Below are 18,354 nucleotides of genomic sequence, written 5' to 3'. Positions count from 1 at the left end.
CATGAGGGACCTCCAGCACGTCTTCGTGATGACCTACGGCAGGTCGGGCTCCACCCTGCTGATGGGCATCCTCAACTCGATCCCGGGCTGGCTGCTGCGGGGAGAGAACCGCCACGCGATGCGCCACCTCTACGAGTTCCACCGCAGCGGGCTGGTGGAGAAGGCGCGCGTCGACGCCCGCCGCGCGAGCCAGCCCACGCACCCGTGGTTCGGCATCGAGGGCTTCCCCGAGGTCGCGTCGCTGCAGCACATCCGGGCGCTGGCCGAGGCGACGCTGCTGCGCCCCGAGCACGACACGCGCGTCACGGGCTATAAGGAGATCCGCTGGTACGACGACGACCTCCCGGACTACCTCGACTTCCTGCGCCAGGTGTTCCCCGGCGCGCGCTTCGTGCTCAACACGCGCAACCTCGAGGACGTCGCGGCGAGCAACTTCTGGACCCACAAGGACGACCCGCTGGGGCGCGTGCAGCGCATCGAGGAGCGGATGCTGAGCGCGGCCGAGGGACTGGGCGACGCCGTCCACCGGGTGCACTACGACGACTACGTCGCCCGGCCGGAGGTGCTGCGGAGGCTGTTCGAGTGGCTCGGGGAGGACTACGACGCCGACCGCGTCCGCCAGGTGATGGCCACCCCGCACTCGCGCCGGGGCCGGCACCGCTCCGAGGCGAGCGCGGAGTGACGAGCGGCCTGCTCGTCGTCTCGGCGACCGTCGCCGAGGCGGCGCACGTGCCGGCGCACCTACCGCTGGTGATCACCGGTCTGGGCAAGACCGCCGCCGCCGCAGCGACCGCCCGCGCGCTGGCGGCGTACGACGACGCGGCCGGGCTGACGGTCGTCAACATCGGGACGGCCGGCGCCCTTCGTCCGGGCCTGACCGGCCTGTTCGAGCCGGGCGTGGTGCTCAACCACGACCTCAGCGCCGACGTGATCCGGTCCCTGGGCTATGACCCGCAGGAGCGGCTGGTCGTGGGCGAGTCCGACGTGGTGCTCGCCACCGGCGACGTCTTCGTCAGCGACCCGGTCGTCCGCGACGCGCTGGCGGCGAGGGCGCACCTCGTCGACATGGAGGGGTACGCCGTCGCGTGGGCCGCCCGACAGGCCGGCGTCCCGGTGCGTCTCGTCAAGCACGTCTCGGACGCGGCAGACGAGTCGGCGCTGGAGTGGCCGGCGCTGGTGGCCCGGTCGGCCTCGGTGCTGGGGGAGTGGCTGCGCGGGCACGCGTGAGCCAGTCTGTCCTGCTTGGGACGACGCCTCGGGCAACCGCGGCCGCAGACGCGCCGACGACCTGCAGCGTCGTGGTCGCGATGCTGTACGTCTCGCAGACCGGCCGTCATGGGCGCTACCCACTGGAGTCGTTCGGACAGTGGACGCGGGGCTGGTCGCAGTTTCGTCGCTGGTCACGCCCGTCGGAGTCGCTCACAGCCGCCTCGGCCGCGCGCTCTCATCGAGAGTGCTCATTGCGGCATAGCGGAAGCGTCGGGGGTCCGGCCCGACCGGCGTGTCCTTGACCGACCGCGGCGCCGAGGTCAGCGGGTTCGACCGCAGCGCCGCGATGATCGAGATCGCCCGGCGCCACCTTCGCGACGCGGACCTGCGCGTGCATGACCTGGCCGAGCCGCTCCCATGGAAGGACCAAACCTTCGACATCGTGGTGGCCTCACTCGTGCTGCACTACCTGCCGAACTGGTCCGACCCGTTGACCGAGTTCCACCGGGTGCTCGCGCCGAGGGGGCGCCTGCTGGTCTCGGTGAACCACCCGGGCGCATTCCCGATTGTCCATCCGGATCTGGCGTACTTCGGGGTCACTGAGTACACCGAGGACTACGAGTTCGATGGCAAGAGCGTCGACCTCACCTTCTTCCACCGGCCGCTGAGTGCCATGGCGAGATCATTCGCTGAGGCGGGCTTCGGGATCGTCGGAATCCACGAACCCCCCGCCGACCCTGACACCCCGGCCGAGGTGTTGCCTCCGGGCCTCAAGCCCGGAGGAGAGTTCATTGGTTTCCTCTTCTTCGATCTTCAGGCGCGCTGATCCACACGGCGCAACGGCCGTGCCACCGAGCCAAGGCGCGCGCCGCTCGCAAACCGGCAGGTCCGCTGACCGGCGTCCAATCGGGACACACCCAGTCAGGACCCCGGCCCGCCAGGTCCAGAGGGAATCTCCGACGTACGTGCGGCGTACAGCGGTCGCGGATGTCGGTGTGCTGCCGTAAAATCGAACACATGATCGAAGCGGTGCACGACGCGGGCAGTGCGGTCGTCGACGACCTCACCGCCTCCGCGCTGCTCGCTCTGGCCCGCGAGCGCAGAGCTGCCGAGAACCGGGCGGCGGCCGACCTGCTCGACGTGGCTGCTCGGTGGGCTGACCTGCATCCGCCGGAGTCGATCAACTCCGCCGCGTCGTTCACCGTGCCCGGCTGTGAGCACGAGGAGCCGATCGCCGGCGAGGGTGCGCCGCTGGTGGCGGAGTTCTGCGTCGGGGAGCTCGGCGCCGTGCTGGGCATCTCGACGACGGCGGCGAAGCGGCTGATCGGGCATGCGCTCGAGCTGCGGCACCGGCTGCCGCGGCTGTGGGCGCAGGTCCAAGCCGGTGCCGTGCCGGCGTGGCGCGCCCGGTCGGTCGCCGAGGCGACGATCCACGCCACACCTGCGCTGACCCGCGAGGCAGCGGGCTGGGTCGACTCCCAGGTCGCCGCGGTCGCCGGACGCATCGGTCCCGCGCAACTGGACCGGCTCGTCGTCGAGACCATCAAGCGGTACGACCTCGCAGCGCCCGATCCGGCCGCCGACCCGGAGGATGGCTGGCAGCACGTGGACCCGCGCCACGTCACGATCGACACGCAGGACGTGCACTACGCGGGCACCATGCGCCTCGAAGCTGAGATCGACCTCGCCGATGCCCTCGACCTCGACCGGGCACTGGCGCACGGCGCCGCGACCCTCGCCGCGCTCGGCTCGGCCGAGCCGTTGGACGCTCGCCGGGCCAAGGCGCTCGGTGACCTGGCCCGCACGCAGACCGCCCTCGACCTCCACGCCCAAGGCGCCACGGACACGCGGGCACAGGACGGGCTCCCGGTCGCGCGGGAGGTCGTGCTGCACGCCCACTTCGACGCCACCCCTCGCGGCGACGCCGACGGCACCATCCACGCCGCGTTCGGGCCCAGCGGCCGGCTCGAGGAAGGCCAGCGGCTCGTCCTGCTGGACCAGGTCAAGGCGTGGTGCGCCGACAGCCGGACGAAGGTCACCGTCAGGCCGGTCATCGACCTCGCCGCCGACCTCGCCTCACCCGGCTACGACATCCCCGACCGGATCCGCGAACAGGTCATCGTGCGCGACGGCACCTGCGTCTTCCCGTGGTGCAGCAGACCCGCCCGTGGCTGCGACATCGACCACGTCATCCCCTACGACCCCGACGCCGCCGCGGAGGGTCGGCCACAACCCGGACCGACCACCACGTCGAACCTCGCCGCGCTCTGCCGCCGGCATCACCGGCTGAAGACCCACTCCGCCTGGCGCTACACCGTCACCGGACCCGGCGAGTACGAGTGGACCAGCCCTCATGGCCACCGGTTCAGACGAGATGCGTCCGGCACCATCGCGTTCGATCCGCACGGGCCGCGTGGGCCGTCTTTCGTCCCTGCTCCGCGTCGGGCAAGCACGAGCCGGGCTCGACCACCCGATACCGGAGCGCCGTAGCGCCCAGCCGCCTGCCGACACAGAGGGCAGGCGGCCACTCGGACGTGCGACGACTCAGCGACCGCGTGAGAGGGTTCGCGGGTGTCGAACCCACGAGACGTTCTGGCAGCCTGCTGGGGGCTCGAGTCCGCATCGGTGACACCACTGGGCGGTGGGATGAACTCCGAGACGTGGCTGGTCGAGCACCGGGGGCTGACCTACGTCGCGAAGTCGGTGGCGAGCGACGGCGTCGCTGACCTGATCGCCGGCGCCGAGGCGGCGACCGCCCTCGCCGCGGCCGGCTTCGTCACCGGCCGCCCGGTCCCGACCCGCGACGGCAGCCTCGTGGAGCCCACGACGAACCTGGCGCTGCTCGAGCACGTGCCAGGACGGGAGCTGGACGGCGACTCGGAGGACGAGCAGCGGTGGATCGCGGAGATCCTGGCGGGAGTTCACGCCGCCGGTGCCCCGGTCGTCGGTCCGAGCGCGCGGACGTTCGGAGTCGACTGGCTGTCCCTCGCGGCCCCGGGTGTGTCCGACCACTCCTGGCTCGTCTCGGCGATCGAGGCGGTTCGCAGCGAGACCGACGAGCTCGCGGCCACGTGGTCGCTGCTGCACACCGACCCGTGGCCCGGTGCGTTCATCCACGATGACCGGACCGGGACCACGGGCCTCATCGACTGGGCGGGCGCGAGACGCGGACCGGTCCTCTACGACGTCGCATCAGCGGTGATGTACCTCGGCGGCCGGCAGCACGCCCCGCACTTCCTGTCCACCTACGCGGCCGTTGGTCCACTGTCTGCCGACGAGCTTGACCACCTGGACGCGTTCAGCCGGTTCCGGGAGGCGGTGCAAGGCGCCTACTTCGCCCAGCGCCTGCCTGCCGACGACCGCACGGGCGGTGTCGACGCCGCTGAGAACGAGAAGGGGCTCGACGACGCGCGACGGCGCCTGCGCGCACTCGGGCCGGCCGCATAGCGGCGGCACGCGGCACGCCGGGGACAGCGCGGATGTCGGCCGCTCGAAACGGTGGTGCGTTCCACGACGCGGACGCGCCTACGTCGACGCGACGAACGTCATCAGCTGAGTAGTCGCCGCACCGACGCCTTCGACCTCGCCCGTCTCGCGAAACCCTGCCTTCCGCCAAGCCTGATGGCCCTGGTGTTGGTCACCGCAGGATCAACGGTCAGGGGCGTCCATCCCGCGGTGATCAGTTCGTAGGCCAGCGCGCGGGCCGCGCGCGAACCGATTCCCCGTCCCTGCGCATCGGCCGCGATGAACATGTCGATCCCGTAGCGCCCGGCACGGTGCCAGGCCTGTGTGTAACCGACCCGGCGTCCTTCCGCGAGGATCACATAGGAGACGACGTCCGGTGCGCGACGGCCGGTGTACTTCGCCAGCACCTCATCGAGCTCGACCGGGCGGCCGCCCCAGAACTCGAGGACCTCGGGGGCACGCGTCCACCCCGCGATCGCGTCCGCGTCACTGTCCCGTGCTAGCCGCAGCTCCACGCCCGCGCCCGCCTCCACATCTCTCGGCGGAGCGCGGTGTGTCATGGCGCGCACGCTACCGGGCCGGCCCCCTACGGTTGCGTCATGGAGTTCGTGACGGTCCCGAAGGCGAGACCGGGGGACAGGATCGCGGTCCTGTCACCGTCGTTCGCCGCGCCTGCGGTGGCGCCGGCGGTCCACGAGCAGGCGATGCGGCGGCTGGCGGCCACGACGGGGCTCGAGCCCGTGGAGTATCCGACGACGCGCAAGCTCGGGGCGTCCCCCTCGGAACGAGCGGCGGACGTGAACGCGGCGTTCGCCGACCCGACCGTGCGCGCTGTCATCGCAACCATCGGGGGAGCAGACCAGATCACCGTCGTGCCGCACCTGGACGCCGCATCCGTGCTGGCCGACCCCAAGCCGTTCCTGGGCTACAGCGACAACACCAACATCCTCAACTGGCTCTGGACCCTCGGTGTGCCGGGGTTCCACGGCGGCGCGACCCAGGTGCACCTGGGCCCGGGACCGGGACTCGACGCCGTGCACGAGCAGTCGCTGCGGGCCGCGTTGCTGACCGGGGAGCGGCTCGAGATCACCGAGCCCGGCGAGTCGGAGGACATCGGCCACGACTGGGACGACCCCCGTGCCCTCCAGGAGTACGGCCACCGCGAGCCGACCGAGCCGTGGACCTGGGCCGGTCCACAGCGCGAGGTGACAGGGCGCACCTGGGGCGGCTGCGTCGAGGTGCTGCAGTAGCTCCTGACGGCCGGGCGGTTCCCGGCGGACCCGGCGGTCGTCGACGGTGGCGTGCTGCTCCTCGAGACGTCCGAGGAGCTCATCCCGGCACGGGAGTTCGGGTGGATCCTGCGCTCGCTCGGAGAGCGCGGGCTGCTGGAGGCGGTGTCCGCCGTCGTGGTCGCGCGACCGCCGACGACGAGCTTCGACCACGCCCCGTCGGCCGCAGAGCGGACGGCGAGGCGGGCGGAGCAGCGGGACGCGGCCATCGCCGTCGTGGACCGCTACAACCCTCGTGCGGTCGTCGTGGTCGGTCCGCCGTTCGGCCACACGCGCCCGCAGTGGGTGCTGCCGTACGGCGGTCGGATGACGGTCGACGGCATCCACCGGACGCTCGTCGCCGACTACGGTTGATGATTCCCGGATCTGCCGCGCCTCACGGCTTGCGGCGGCTGCTCACCGGCCCTCGACGGAAGGCACGGGCGAGCGCGCCCGCGACCGAGCGAGGCCGGAGCACCGGCGAGCGCCCCGCTGCGGCGTCCTGCATGCCGGCCACGGTCTCGGCCAGCGTGGTGGTGGCGTCCTTGGCGGGGGTCCAGCCCAGCTCGGTCCGCGCCCTCGTCGTGTCCAGCAGGGGGAGCGCGTAGGCCATGTCGATCCAGCCGGGGTCGAGCGGCTGCAGACGGGCGTGCCAGCTCGTCGTGACCGCCGCACGTACGGCGGCGGACGGCACGTGCAGGAGCCGCGCGCCGAGGGTGGCCGCGATGTCGTCGGCGGTCACGGTCGGTGCGGCGGCGAGGTTGAACGCACCCGGGACCCGTGCGGTCAGGACGCGGTCGAAGGCGTCGGCCACGTCGTCGGCGTGCACCATCGGGATGGCCAGCCTCCGGTCGAGGGGCACCACCGGCACGTGCCTCAGCAGCCCCGACGGGACGAGGGCGGGCAGCCCGTAGCGGAGCAGCGCGCTGGCGGCGCGCCGCTGGCCCACGATGCCGGGGCGCATGCGGGAGACGACGACGGCGGGGTAGTCGCGCTCGAGCTCGTCGAGGAGACGCTCGGCCGCTGACTTGTGCCGGCTGTACATCGACGTCGGGACGCCGTCCGTCGGCCAGGTCTCGTCGACCGGGGTGTCGTCGCGCTTGGGGGAGTAGGCGCCCACCGAGGACATGTGCACCAGGTGCGGCACGCCCGCGGTGCGTACGGCCTCGATGACGCGTCGCGTTCCCCCGACGCCGAGCTCGCGCAGGTACTCCTCGCGGTGCGACGGCTGGAAGCCCCACGCCAGGTGCACGACGGCGTCGGCTCCTCGGAAGGCCGCCGCGAGCGCCGTCGGGTCGTCGCGTGACAGGTCCACCGTCGCCCAGGCCACGCCGGCGTACGGCCCGACCGGCTCGGGCGGGCGACGTACGACGCCCACGAGGTCGTGCTCGCCCCCGGCCACCAGGTGCTCGAGCAGGGCCGAGCCGACGTTGCCGGTCGCGCCGGTGATCACGATGCGCATGGTGCCTCCTCGTCCGCGGAACGACGGATGTCCCGCTGCGTGGCAGGTACCCACCACGCGCGGTCCCACGCCGTCGGCTGCGCCACGACGCCTACCGCGAGGTGTTGGCGGTACGTCCCTTGGTGACGCCCACGAACGCCTGCGTGACCTCATCGTCGCGCTCGACGGGCCAGACCAGCGCGATCGTCGTCGGCTCGAGGTCGGTGACCACGCGCGTCACGACGTCCTTGCGCTGGTGCAGTCGAGCGACCGACATCGCGACGATCACGATGCCGGTGCCGGCGGCGACCGTCTCGATGGCCTCCCGCTCGCTCATCGGCGGCCAGTCGAGCTGCTCGACCGCCGGCGTCCAGCCGCTGGGGTGGGGCCGGACGAGCTGCTCGTCGACGAGGTCGGCGGTGCTCACCTCGTCGTCGGCGGCCGCCAGCAGGTGGTCGCGCGAGGCGACCACGACCTGCAGCTCGTCGTAGAGCCGTACGCAGTGGAGGCCCCCGCGGTCGACCGGGAGCCGCACCAGCGCCATGTCGAGGCTGCCCTCGCGCACGCCATCGAGCTGCTCGGCCTCGGTGACCGGCACCAGCTCGAGGGGCTCACGACGCCGCTCGCGCCAGTGGCGGGCCCACTTGTCGGGGGTCGCCCCGGTGACGAAGCCGATGCGCAGCGGGTCGCTCATGGATCCGAGACTAGGGCGCTCAGCGCCGCTGGTCGTCGTCGGTCTGGGCGTCGCCCTCGGTCGACTCGACCTGCCCCCGCTCGACCGACAGCACGAAGTCGTCGCCGTGCTCGGTGACCCCGGTGATCACCGCGGCCTCGACGGCCTCGATGGCGTACCGGCGACGCACGACGAGCGGGTCCGCAGCCAGGTCCTTCACCAGCGCCGCGGCGAGCCCGATCATGATGAGCACGAAGGGCAACCCCGCGATCACCGTGATGGTCTGCAGGCCGCTGAGCGCGTCCTTGCCCCCGACGAGCAGCATCACCGAGGCGACGGCACCGGTGGCCACCCCCCAGAAGATCACGATGGGGCGGCTCGGGTTGATCGTTCCGCGCTCGGAGAGCGAGCCCATCACGATCGAGGCCGCGTCGGCGCCGGAGATGAAGAAGATCGCGACGAGGACCATCACCACCACGCTGGAGACCGTCGCCAGCGGGTATGCGGCGAGGGTGTCGAACAGCTGGGCCTCGAGCCCGCCGGCACCGGCGATGTCGGTGCCGGCCTTCTGCAGGTCGATCGCTGCTCCGCCGAACACGCAGAACCACACGACGCTGACCAGGCTCGGTACGAGCAGGACCCCGCTCACGAACTGCCGGATCGTGCGGCCGCGCGAGATGCGGGCGATGAACATGCCGACGAACGGCGCCCACGAGAGCCACCAGGCCCAGTAGAAGATGGTCCAGGTCGAGAGCCAGTCGCTCGTCTCGGCGCCCTCGGCGGCGGTCCGGGCGGCCATCATCGGCAGCTCCGCGACGTAGCTGCCGATCGAGGTGGGCACGAGGTTGAGGATGAACACCGTCGGGCCGACGACGAACACGAAGAGGGCCAGCGCGACGGCGAGGACCATGTTGACGTTGGAGAGCCACTGAATGCCACGGGCCACTCCCGAGACGGCGGACAGCACGAACGCGGCGGTGAGCACCGCGATGATGCCGACGAGCAGGCCGTTGCCCGTGCCGCCCAGTCCGGCGACGATCTCCAGCCCGGAGGCGATCTGCAGTGCGCCGAGACCGAGCGAGGTGGCGGAGCCGAAGAGCGTGGCGAAGATCGCGAACATGTCGATCGCCCGCCCGCCCAGGCCGCGGGCGTGGCGCCCGAGGAGGGGCTCGAACGCGGAGCTGATCAGCTGCAGGCGACCCTTGCGGTAGACGCCGTACGCCACCGCGAGGCCGACGACGGCGTAGATGGCCCACGGGTGCAGGGTCCAGTGGAACAGCGTCGTGGCCATGGCGTCCTGGGCGGCCTCGGGGTTGCCCGGCTCGCCGGTGCCCGGCGGAGGCGTGGCGAGGTGGGCGATCGGCTCGCTCACGCCGTAGAACATCAGGCCGATGCCCATCCCGGCGCTGAACATCATCGCCACCCACGAGATGGTCCGGAACTCCGGCTCCTCGTCGTCGCGACCCAGCGGGATGTTGCCGAACTTGCCGAGGGCGAGCCAGATGACGAACACGACGAACCCGCTCGAGGCGAGCACGAACAGCCAGCCGGCGCTGCTCATGGTCCACCCGAGGCCGTCGGCCGAGGCGTCCGCGAGACTCTCGGTGCTGACGAAGCCCCAGGCGAGGAACGCCAGGCTGATCAGGGCCGTGACACCGAAGACGATCCGGTCCAGACCCCTCTCCCGCTCCGCTGCGGGCCGTACGGCGGGGTCGAGCGCCGGGTGGGGGTCACCGCCCGGGTCTGGAGTGGGCAGGTCGCGGGGACGCTCGATACCGGAAGGCATCCGCCCACCACACCAGTCCCATCGCCGTGCTGGCAAACCGAGCGCACGCGCCGCCTCCGGGGACGTGAGATGACCCACTGGGGTGGGTGCTCTGCGGCAGTCCGCGTGGCACCGTGGGAGGCCTCAAGGAGGTACGTCGCATGCATCCGTCACAGACCTTTGACCCCACGCTGCACGATCCCGGCTCCGCCGCGGCGGAGGGGGGTTGCTCGCACCACGCGGACGCTCCCGCAGCCGAGTGCGCCGGGGAGGCGGTCGTCTCCTTCCAGGACGACGACGGCCGGTGGCAGTCCGGCTGTCGACTGGCGCTGGAGGAGCTCGTCGAGCGCGGCGACATCGAGCCGCTCGGACAGGGCGCCTGAGTCGTCAGGCCCCGTTGGACGCCTCGTGCCAGTCCCAGTGGGCCCGGGGGTAGTCACCCGACCCGGAGACGAGCGAGCCGCAGACCCGGCACACCAGCCCGGGACCGGCATCGGGGTCGAAGCTCTCCATCACGTCGGGTTCGGCGGCGTCGCGTCCGGGCTGGGTCATCTGCTCACGATAGGTCGGACCGGTCCGACGAGCCACCCGCACCGCGCGCCGCTCGGTCCGGCAACCGCTCGCAGGGTCAGCGCAAGGCGCCGACGAAGTCCTCGATTCCGGCCTCGGGACCGCTGCGGCCGCCTACGCTCGCCCCATGCCTCGCCATCTCGCCGCACTGGTCGTCGCCGTCGGGCTCGTCTCAGCCGGCTGTGCGTCCGCCGGGTCCGACGCCCCGGACAAGGAGCCGCGAATCCTGAAGGGGAGCGCGAAGGGCCAGACGGTCAAGGGGACCGGTTACGCGCTCAAGGCTCCTCGGGGGTGGGCGCCCAGGAGGATCCGGGTTCCAGGCTATGGACACGCCGACACGCACGTGTTCGACCTCGCGGACGACGACGGGTTCGCCGACAACTTCAGTGTCGTCCTCGCGGAGCCCGGTGCCTACGACGTCGACGAGATGGAGGCGGCGGCCCTCAACGAGATGGGCATCATCGGGGCCCGCAAGCGTCGGGTGCGCACCCCGGTGCTCGTCGCCGGAGAGCCCGCGACCCATGTGTCCGGGCGGATGACGAAGAACCGGGTCACCTACGCCGTGGAGCAGTACCACCCCGTCCAGGACGACCGGGTGTACGTCGTCACGTTCTCCTTCAGCCCGGGCCTGGGCCGCGCCGAGCGCGAGCGCACGGCCGAGCTCGTCCTCAACTCCTGGCGCTGGAGGGAGTGAGCCACCCGGCGTCGCCTTGGTCCACCCGGAGAATGGCCGGGTGCTGCACCGCCATCCGCTCCTGAGCCTGCTGACCCTGCTCTACCTCGGCTTCGTGGGGCTGGTGACGCTGACGCCCGGCTCGGACCAGCCCGACTACAGCAGCCTCGCCGGCCGCATCCTCGCGCGGCTCGAGCGCTATCCCGACCTCGACCCGGTGACGAGCCGGCTCAGCATCGAGCGGGTGGAGTTCCTCGCCAACATCGGGCTGTTCGTCCCGCTCGGGGTGTTCCTCCTGCTGCTCGTCGGGTCGCGGCTGTGGTGGATGGCGATGGCCGCGGGGATCGTGCTGACCTCCATGATCGAGAACGTCCAGCGCTCGATCCCGGGCCGGGTCTCCGACCCGCGCGACGTCGCGGCGAACTCGATCGGCATGTTCGTCGGCGTCGTGCTGGCGCTCGTGCTGACGCTGCCAGCCACCCTGCGGCGCCGGCGCGCACGCGGCTGAGGCCACCGCGGCTAGGTCACCGAACGATGGCCGTGCTCGCGCGCCGCAGCCACCAGGCCGGCCATCAGCCCGACCTCGACCCGGGTCTCCGGATGCCACTGGACCGCCAGGCAGTAGCGCTCACCGGGCGCCTCCATCGCCTCCAGCGTGCCGTCCGCGGCGTGCGCGACCGCCTCGAAGCCGGGGTGACTGGCCACCGACTGGTGGTGGTGGCAGCTGACCTCGAGCTCGGCCCCGACGAGACCGGCCAGCCTGGACCCGGGTGCGGTCGTCACGGCCACCGTCCCGTAGGCGTCGGCGCCAGGGGAGTGCTCCTCGTGCCCCACGAGGTCGGGGGTGTGCTGGTCGAGCGTCCCGCCTGCGTGCACCGCCATCAGCTGCATGCCGCGGCAGATCCCGAGCACGGGCAGCCCGATCTCCTCCGCCGCGTCGAGCAGCGCGAGCTCCCAGGCGTCGCGCTCGGGCTGCCAGCCCGCGGTGCGCGGGTGCGGCGCCGCGCCGTACCTCGCCGGGTCGACGTCGGCGCCGCCGCAGACGACGAGCGCGTCGAGGCGCGCGACGGCCCGCGCCGCAGCGGCGGGTCGCTGGACCGGTGGCAACAGGACGGGCACGCCGCCCGCCGCCTCCACCGCCAGCGCGTACTCGGTGGGCAGCAGGTCCGCCCGGGTGTGCCACACCCCCCAGGCCGCGTCCTGGCGGTACGTCGTCAGCCCGACGACGGGAGACTCCACCGGTGCCCGCTCAGACCGGTGTGACGTACGCGCCGGAGATGCCGCCGTCGACGAGGAAGGCGTTCGCGGTGATGAAGCTGGACTCGTCCGAGGCCAGGAAGAGCACGGCGTTCGCCATCTCCTCGGGCTCGCCGAACCGGCCCATCGGGATGTGGACCAGCCGGCGGGCCGCGCGCTCGGCGTCGCTCGCGAACAGCTCCGTCAGCAGCGGCGTGTTGACCGGGCCCGGGCAGAGCGCGTTGACGCGTACGCCCTCGCGCGCGAACTGCACGCCCAGCTCGCGCGACATCGACAGCACGCCGCCCTTGGAGGCCGAGTAGGAGATCTGCGAGGTGGCGGCGCCCATCACGGCCACGAAGGACGCGGTGTTGACGATCGAGCCGCGCTTCTGCTCGAGCATGTAGGGCAGGGCGGCCTTGCAGCAGAGGTAGACGCTGGTCAGGTTGACCTCCTGGACGCGACGCCAGGCCTCGAGGTCCGTGTCGAGGATCGAGTCGTCCTCCGGCGGCGAGATCCCCGCGTTGTTGAAGGCGATGTCCACCGAGCCGTAGGTGTCCTTGGCCGTGCGGAACAGCGCGTCCACCTGATCCTTGGACGTCACGTCGACGTGCACGTAGGTGACCACCTCCGGCCCACCCAGCTCGGCGGCGAGCGCCTCGCCGGCGGCGTCGTCGATGTCGCCGATCACGACGCGCGCGCCCTCCTCGACGAAGCGGCGTACCGTCGCCAGCCCGATGCCGCTGCAACCGCCGGTGACGACTGCCGTGCGGCCCTCGATGCGTCCTGCCATGTTCCGTGTGCCTTTCCAGTGGACGAGAGGTGCTCGTCAGTGGGCGATGAAGACGTTCTTCTCCTCGGTGAACGCATGCGGCGCGTCGGGACCGAGCTCGCGGCCCAGGCCCGACTGCTTGTAGCCGCCGAACGGCGTCCAGTAGCGCACCGAGGAGTGGCTGTTGACCGACAGGTTGCCGGCCTCCACGCCGCGGGCCACCCGCAGCGCGCGTCCGAGGTCGGCGGTGAAGACCGAGCCGGACAAGCCGTACTCCGTGTCGTTGGCCAGCGCGACCGCCTCGTCCTCGTCGTCGAAGGCCATCACCGCCACGACCGGGCCGAAGACCTCCTCGCGCCAGACCGGCTCGCCGGTGTCGCGGGACTCCACCACGGTCGGCGGCAGCCACCATCCCGGCCCGTCCGGTGCACTGCCGGTGAAGGCGATGCTCGCACCGTCGAGATAGGCCCGTACCGCATCGCGCTGCCGCTCGGAGACCAGCGGGCCCATCTCGCTCTGCTCGTCGGCCGGATCCAGCACCCGCAACGCGCGGACGGCGGTCTCCAGGCGCCCGACGAACTCGTCGTACGCCGAGCGCTCGACGAGGATCCGCGAGCGCGCGCAGCAGTCCTGGCCGGCGTTGTCGAACACCGCGTACGGCGCGCTCGCGGCGGCCGCCGCGATGTCGGCGTCGGCGAACACGATGTTGGCGCTCTTGCCGCCGAGCTCGAGCGTCACCCGCTTGACCTGGTCCGCGCACCCGGCCATAACCTGCTTGCCGACCGCGGTCGACCCGGTGAAGCAGACCTTGCGCACGAGCGGATGGGTCACGAAGCGCTGGCCCACCACCGAGCCCTGCCCCGGCACCACCGTGAGCACGCCTTCGGGCAGTCCCGCCTGGAGCGCGAGCTCCCCGATCCGGATGGCGGTCAGCGGGGTCAGCTCCGCGGGCTTGATCACGACGGTGTTGCCGGCGGCGAGCGCGGGAGCGAACCCCCACGCGGCGATCGGCATCGGGAAGTTCCAGGGCACGATGACGCCCACCACGCCGAGCGGCTCGTGGAACGTCACGTCGGTGCCGCCGGCCACGGGGATCTGGCGGCCGAAGAGCCGCTCGGGCGTCGCCGAGTAGTAGTTGAGGCAGTCGCGGACGTTGCCGGCCTCCCAGCGCGCGTTGCCGATGGTGTGACCGGCGTTGAGGACCTCCAGCTGCGCGAGCTCCTCAATGTGCTCGTCCACGACCGCCGCGAAGGCGCGCAGCAGCCGAGCCCGCTCGCCCGGGGCGACCGCACGCCAGGCACGGAACGCGTCGTGCGCGCGCTCGATGGCGGCATCGGCGTCCGCGAGCGACGCCGCGGCGGGGGAGGCGTCCAGCTCGGCGCCGGTGGCGGGGTTGATCAGCGTCGTCATGGTCCTACAGCCTCTCGAAGCCGCGGAAGAGCTCCCAGTCGGTGACGGCGGCGTTGTAGGCCGCCAGCTCAACGTCGGCCATGTTGGCGTAGTGGTCCACGACCTCGTCGCCCAGTGCCTCGCGGACGATGGCGGAGGCGTGGAAGCGGTCGCGCGCGGCCTGCATCGTCGCGGGGACGCGCGGCTTGTCGGAGGTGTAGGCGTTGCCGCTCAGCTCCGGCTCCAGCTCCAGCTCGGCGTCGATGCCGTGCAGGCCGCCGGCGATCATGGCCGCCAGGGCCAGGTAGGGGTTGGCGTCGGCCCCGGGGATCCGGTTCTCCATCCGTGCGCCGGCGCCGTGACCCACCAGGCGGACCGCGCACGTGCGGTTGTCGGACCCCCAGGCGATCGTCGTGGGAGCGAACGAGCCGTCGGCGAAGCGCTTGTAGGAGTTGATGTTGGGCGCGAAGAACAGCGTGAAGTCCGCCGCCGTGGCCAGCACGCCGGCGATGAAGCTGTCGTAGAGCGGCGTGCGCGCCCCGGACTCCTCGTCCCAGAAGACCAGCTCGCCGTCGGCGCCGCGCAACGAGAGATGGATGTGGCACGAGCTGCCCTCGCGCTGGTTGGGCTTGGCCATGAACGTGATGCTCTTGCCGTGCTGAGCGGCGATCTCCTTGGCCGCGTTCTTGTACACGGCGTGGTTGTCGGCCGTCGTGAGCGCGTCGGCGTACAGGAAGCCGATCTCGTGCTGCCCGAGGTTGCACTCGCCCTTGGCGCCCTCCACGTCGAGCCCCGCGGCGTACATGTGGTTGCGGATGTCGCGCAGCAGCGGCTCGACGCGCGTGGTGCCGAGGATGGAGTAGTCGATGTTGTACTGGTTGGCCGGCACGAGGTCGCGGTAGCCCTTGCGCCACGCCTCCTCGTAGGAGTCCTCGTAGACCACCAGCTCGAGCTCGGTGCCCGCCATGGCGACCAGACCCCGCTCGGCCAGCCGGTCGAGCTGCCGCTTGAGGATCGTCCGGGGGCTCGGGGCCACCGGGCGGTGATCGGCCCACTCGAGGTCGCACTGCACCATGGCCGTCGCCGGCAGCCAGGGCAGCAGCCGGATCGTCTGCTCGTCCAGCACGAACTCCATGTCCCCGTAGCCCTGTTCCCACGACGTCATCGCGTAGCCGGCCACGGTGTTCATGTCGACGTCGACGGCCAGCAGGTAGTCGCACCCCTCGGCGCCGCCGCCGACCACGTGGTCGACGAAGTAGCGTCCGTGCAGCCGCTTGCCCTGGAGCCTGCCCTGCATGTCGGTGAAGGCGAGGACGACGGTGTCGACCTCGCCGGCGTCGATGCGTTGCCGCAGCGCCTCCATGGTCAGGTGGCGGTCGTTGCGAGTGGTCACGAGTTCTCCTTGTGCCGGTCGGGGGCCGTGCCGGTCAGACGAGCAGGCCGCGCAGGAGCGCCGCGGTGTCGTCGCAGTGCTCCTCCATCACCGCGCGAGCGCGCTCGGGGCGCCCGGCGAGGATGGCGGTGCAGATGAGCCTGTGCTGGTGGTGCGAGTGGCCGATGTTCGTCTCCAGGGAGGGGATGGCGGCGAGCATCGAGTCCAGCGTCGACTGCACCGACGTGACCGCTTCCTGCAGCCGCGCCGAGCCGCTGAGCGAGGCGATCGTCAGGTGCAGCCGGGAGTCCGCCTGCCGGTGGGCCCGCTTGCCGGAGGCGCCGGGCACGGCGGCCTCGACCGCCGTGAGCCGCTCCCGGTCAGCGGCCGTCAGCTGGCGGCTGGCCGCCAGCTGCGCGGCGCCCGGCTCGACGACGCGGCGGAACTCCAACGCGTCGAGCCACTCCGACTTCGTCGCTGCCGAGACGCGGGACAGGCCGCCGCCCAGACTTCTGTGCAGACGGCCGCGGGCCGGGGCGGTCACCGTCGAGCCGCCACCGCGCCCGCGCCTGGTCTCGATCAGGCCGGCCTGGCGCAGGGCGGCGATCGCCTCGCGCAACGTCGCACGGCTCACCGCGAACCGCTCGGCCAGCTCGCGCTCGGGCGGCAGCACGCTGCCGACCGGGTAGACGCCGAGCCGGATCGCGGTCGCAAGCTGCTCCACGCACCCCTCGAACGCGTGGTGTCCACGGACCGGTCGGAGCACCGCAGCAGTGAGGTGCTCGTGCGGCTGCGCGGTCATGCGGGCCAGTCTGTGCAGGATCGTGCAAGACGTCAATGGTCAGAGTTCATACCAATTTTCGGCAGTTCTGGTCCCGACCCCTTTACGCCCGGTGCGGCCGGGTCTACGGTGCCGAGCACCCATCGAAACGCCGCGAGAGGTGTGCCCATGTCCGCTGCAGAGACCACCGGAGAGGGCGCCGCCGAGCGCCAGCTGACCGACGACGAGAAGCACCTCGCCAAGCTGGGCTACTCCCAGGAGCTGAGCCGCAGCTGGTCGAGCTTCTCGAACTTCGCCATCTCGTTCTCGATCATCTCGATCCTGGCCGGGTGCTTCACCACCTTCGGCCAGGCGTGGAACAACGGCGGGCCGATCGCCATCTCCTGGGGGTGGCCGATCATCTCGGCGTTCATCCTGGTCATCGGCTTCACCCTCAGCGAGCTCGTCTCGGCGTACCCCACCTCGGGCGGGATCTACTGGTGGGCGGCCAAGCTCGGCGGTCCGGCGGCCGGCTTCTTCTCGGGCTGGCTGAACCTCATCGGCCTGCTCGCGGTCACCGCCAGCGTGGCGTACGGCGCCGCCACCTTCCTCGACCTGACCATCAGCACGATCAGCACCGGCTGGGCCGACAGCTACTCGCTCACCCGGGTGTTCCTGCTCTTCGTGGCGATCCTGGTGCTCGCCTCGGTGCTCAACATCTTCAGCGGGCACCTGCTCGCGGTCATCAACAACATCTCCGTGTGGTGGCACGTCGCGGGCGCGGCGATCGTCATCGCCGTGCTCGTCATCGTGCCGCCGACCCACCAGAGCCTGGACTTCGTCTTCACCGAGCGGATCAACAACTCGGGCTTCAGCAGCGGGGCGTACTGGTTCCTCGTACTGCCGCTGGGCTTCCTGCTCACCCAGTACACGATCACCGGCTTCGACGCCTCGGCCCACCTCTCCGAGGAGACGCAGGGCGCCGCGGAGGGCGCGGCCAAGGGCATCTGGCGCTCGATCTTCTACTCCGCCATCGGCGGGTACGTGCTGCTGATGTCGTTCCTCTTCGCCGTCCAGGACCCGCAGGGGGTCAGCGAGGGGTTCGGGGCGGTCGACGTGATCTTCGGGCAGGCACTGCCCGACGGATGGCACTTCCTGGTGCTCCTGATCTCGACCGCCGGGCAGCTGTTCTGCGCGACCGCCTGCCTGACCAGCGCGTCGCGGATGACGTTCGCGTTCAGCCGCGACGGGGCGATCCCCGGCTCGCGCTGGCTGTCCAGGGTCAACCCGACGACCCGCATCCCCGCCAACGCGGTGATGTTCGTGTCCGTCATCGGCATCCTGATCACCCTGCCCGCGCTCAAGAGCATCGGCGGCGTGCCGGTGGCGTTCTACGCGGTCGTCTCGGTCGCGGTGATCGGGCTCTACCTGTCCTTCGTGATCCCGATCTTCCTGCGCTGGCGCATCGGCGACGCGTTCGAGGCGGGCAGCTGGAACAACGGCGCGAAGTACAAGTGGATGAACCTCGTCGCGGTGACGGAGATCCTCGTCATCTCGGTCTACTTCGTGCTGCCGTTCACCCCGGCCGGCGTGCCGTTCAGCGACGAGTTCGCGTGGAGCAGCGTCAACTACGCGCCGGTGCTGACCATCGGCACGCTGATCGTGCTGGCGATCTGGTGGAACGTCTCGGCCAAGCGCTGGTTCACCGGGCCGAAGAGCACCATCGACCACGACGTGGTGAACGCGTTCGACGACTGAGTG

20 protein-coding genes and 1 pseudogene are annotated in these 18,354 nt (G+C 71.5%); 11 read left to right on the top strand and 10 right to left on the bottom strand.

Annotated features, from left to right (window positions below):
* The first annotated feature begins 1 nt into the window (after position 1).
* The 5 genes and pseudogenes from J3P41_RS00285 to J3P41_RS00265 all read left to right on the top strand — a co-directional run bounded on the left by J3P41_RS00285 (position 2) and on the right by J3P41_RS00265 (position 4,656).
* Positions 2–682 carry a sulfotransferase gene (locus J3P41_RS00285; protein ID WP_210443205.1) on the top strand — a complete coding sequence of 227 codons (681 nt, stop codon included), beginning with the start codon at positions 2–4 and terminating at the stop codon, positions 680–682.
* Positions 679–1,227 carry a nucleosidase gene (locus J3P41_RS00280; RefSeq protein WP_307861759.1) on the top strand — a complete coding sequence of 183 codons (549 nt, stop codon included), beginning with the start codon at positions 679–681 and terminating at the stop codon, positions 1,225–1,227. The genes J3P41_RS00285 and J3P41_RS00280 overlap by 4 nt, the downstream gene beginning before the upstream one ends.
* Before the next feature lie 268 nt (positions 1,228–1,495).
* A pseudogene (locus J3P41_RS00275) lies at positions 1,496–2,035 on the top strand (class I SAM-dependent methyltransferase); the annotation flags it as partial.
* A gap of 191 nt (positions 2,036–2,226) precedes the next feature.
* Entirely contained in the window at positions 2,227–3,699 is a 1,473-nt protein-coding gene (locus J3P41_RS00270; RefSeq protein ID WP_210443200.1) for an HNH endonuclease signature motif containing protein, read from the top strand.
* Between the two features lie 81 nt (positions 3,700–3,780).
* A complete protein-coding gene (locus J3P41_RS00265; protein WP_307861758.1) occupies positions 3,781–4,656 on the top strand; it encodes a phosphotransferase in 876 nt (291 codons plus the stop codon).
* A 101-nt stretch (positions 4,657–4,757) separates the two neighbouring features.
* Here the strand turns inward: J3P41_RS00265 and J3P41_RS00260 are convergent, their stop codons facing one another.
* Positions 4,758–5,234 carry a GNAT family N-acetyltransferase gene (locus tag J3P41_RS00260; protein WP_210443195.1) on the bottom strand — a complete coding sequence of 159 codons (477 nt, stop codon included), beginning with the start codon at positions 5,232–5,234 and terminating at the stop codon, positions 4,758–4,760.
* A gap of 39 nt (positions 5,235–5,273) precedes the next feature.
* Here J3P41_RS00260 and J3P41_RS18380 point away from each other — a divergent pair, with 39 nt between their 5' ends.
* Together J3P41_RS18380 and J3P41_RS18375 are read left to right on the top strand one after the other, a co-directional pair.
* A complete protein-coding gene (locus J3P41_RS18380) occupies positions 5,274–5,924 on the top strand; it encodes an LD-carboxypeptidase (protein WP_246861409.1) in 651 nt (216 codons plus the stop codon).
* Positions 5,925–5,927: 3 nt separating this feature from the next.
* On the top strand, positions 5,928–6,317 hold the full coding sequence (locus tag J3P41_RS18375; protein WP_282594805.1) for a hypothetical protein: 390 nt from the start codon (positions 5,928–5,930) through the stop codon (positions 6,315–6,317).
* 22 nt (positions 6,318–6,339) lie between these two features.
* Here the strand turns inward: J3P41_RS18375 and J3P41_RS00250 are convergent, their stop codons facing one another.
* The 3 genes from J3P41_RS00250 to J3P41_RS00240 all read right to left on the bottom strand — a co-directional run bounded on the left by J3P41_RS00250 (position 6,340) and on the right by J3P41_RS00240 (position 9,842).
* On the bottom strand, positions 6,340–7,404 hold the full coding sequence (locus J3P41_RS00250; protein ID WP_210443192.1) for an NAD-dependent epimerase/dehydratase family protein: 1,065 nt from the start codon (positions 7,402–7,404) through the stop codon (positions 6,340–6,342).
* 91 nt (positions 7,405–7,495) lie between these two features.
* Complete coding sequence (locus tag J3P41_RS00245) at positions 7,496–8,077, bottom strand: LysR family substrate-binding domain-containing protein (protein WP_210443190.1); 582 nt, start codon at positions 8,075–8,077, stop codon at positions 7,496–7,498.
* Between the two features lie 19 nt (positions 8,078–8,096).
* Complete coding sequence (locus J3P41_RS00240) at positions 8,097–9,842, bottom strand: BCCT family transporter (protein WP_210443187.1); 1,746 nt, start codon at positions 9,840–9,842, stop codon at positions 8,097–8,099.
* A gap of 140 nt (positions 9,843–9,982) precedes the next feature.
* Here J3P41_RS00240 and J3P41_RS00235 point away from each other — a divergent pair, with 140 nt between their 5' ends.
* The gene (locus J3P41_RS00235; protein ID WP_210443185.1) at positions 9,983–10,204 is read left to right on the top strand and encodes a hypothetical protein; all 222 of its coding nucleotides are present in this window, start codon (positions 9,983–9,985) and stop codon (positions 10,202–10,204) included.
* Positions 10,205–10,208: 4 nt separating this feature from the next.
* Here the strand turns inward: J3P41_RS00235 and J3P41_RS00230 are convergent, their stop codons facing one another.
* Positions 10,209–10,373, bottom strand: coding sequence for a hypothetical protein (locus J3P41_RS00230; RefSeq protein WP_210443183.1), 165 nt, complete (start codon positions 10,371–10,373; stop codon positions 10,209–10,211).
* Between the two features lie 145 nt (positions 10,374–10,518).
* Between J3P41_RS00230 and J3P41_RS00225 the strand changes: the two genes are divergently transcribed.
* Complete coding sequence (locus J3P41_RS00225) at positions 10,519–11,085, top strand: hypothetical protein (RefSeq protein WP_210443181.1); 567 nt, start codon at positions 10,519–10,521, stop codon at positions 11,083–11,085.
* A 40-nt stretch (positions 11,086–11,125) separates the two neighbouring features.
* On the top strand, positions 11,126–11,572 hold the full coding sequence (locus tag J3P41_RS00220) for a VanZ family protein (protein ID WP_210443179.1): 447 nt from the start codon (positions 11,126–11,128) through the stop codon (positions 11,570–11,572).
* A gap of 11 nt (positions 11,573–11,583) precedes the next feature.
* Here J3P41_RS00220 and J3P41_RS00215 read toward each other — a convergent pair whose 3' ends face one another.
* The 5 genes from J3P41_RS00215 to J3P41_RS00195 are packed head-to-tail and all read right to left on the bottom strand — an operon-like array spanning position 11,584 to position 16,635.
* Positions 11,584–12,303: a gamma-glutamyl-gamma-aminobutyrate hydrolase family protein gene (locus J3P41_RS00215; RefSeq protein WP_210443177.1), complete on the bottom strand. Its 720-nt coding sequence runs from the start codon at positions 12,301–12,303 to the stop codon at positions 11,584–11,586.
* A gap of 10 nt (positions 12,304–12,313) precedes the next feature.
* Positions 12,314–13,093 (bottom strand): 3-oxoacyl-ACP reductase, encoded by a 780-nt coding sequence (locus J3P41_RS00210; protein WP_210443174.1) that lies wholly within the window; start codon positions 13,091–13,093, stop codon positions 12,314–12,316.
* A gap of 36 nt (positions 13,094–13,129) precedes the next feature.
* The gene (locus J3P41_RS00205) at positions 13,130–14,482 is read right to left on the bottom strand and encodes an aldehyde dehydrogenase (RefSeq protein ID WP_210443172.1); all 1,353 of its coding nucleotides are present in this window, start codon (positions 14,480–14,482) and stop codon (positions 13,130–13,132) included.
* A gap of 4 nt (positions 14,483–14,486) precedes the next feature.
* Entirely contained in the window at positions 14,487–15,854 is a 1,368-nt protein-coding gene (locus J3P41_RS00200) for a glutamine synthetase family protein (protein ID WP_307861757.1), read from the bottom strand.
* Positions 15,855–15,888: 34 nt separating this feature from the next.
* Positions 15,889–16,635, bottom strand: a complete 747-nt coding sequence (locus J3P41_RS00195; protein WP_210443170.1) for a FadR/GntR family transcriptional regulator — start codon at positions 16,633–16,635, stop codon at positions 15,889–15,891.
* A gap of 147 nt (positions 16,636–16,782) precedes the next feature.
* On the opposite strand from J3P41_RS00195, the gene J3P41_RS00190 reads away from it, so the two are divergent.
* Positions 16,783–18,351 carry an amino acid permease gene (locus tag J3P41_RS00190; RefSeq protein WP_210443168.1) on the top strand — a complete coding sequence of 523 codons (1,569 nt, stop codon included), beginning with the start codon at positions 16,783–16,785 and terminating at the stop codon, positions 18,349–18,351.
* Positions 18,352–18,354: the final 3 nt, after the last annotated feature.

It is taken from the genome of Nocardioides sp. SYSU D00065, from assembly GCF_017916425.1.
Lineage (GTDB): Bacteria > Actinomycetota > Actinomycetes > Propionibacteriales > Nocardioidaceae > Nocardioides.
The sequence above is the reverse complement of the archived record's forward strand: the minus strand, read 5'-3'. Positions and strand labels throughout refer to the sequence as shown.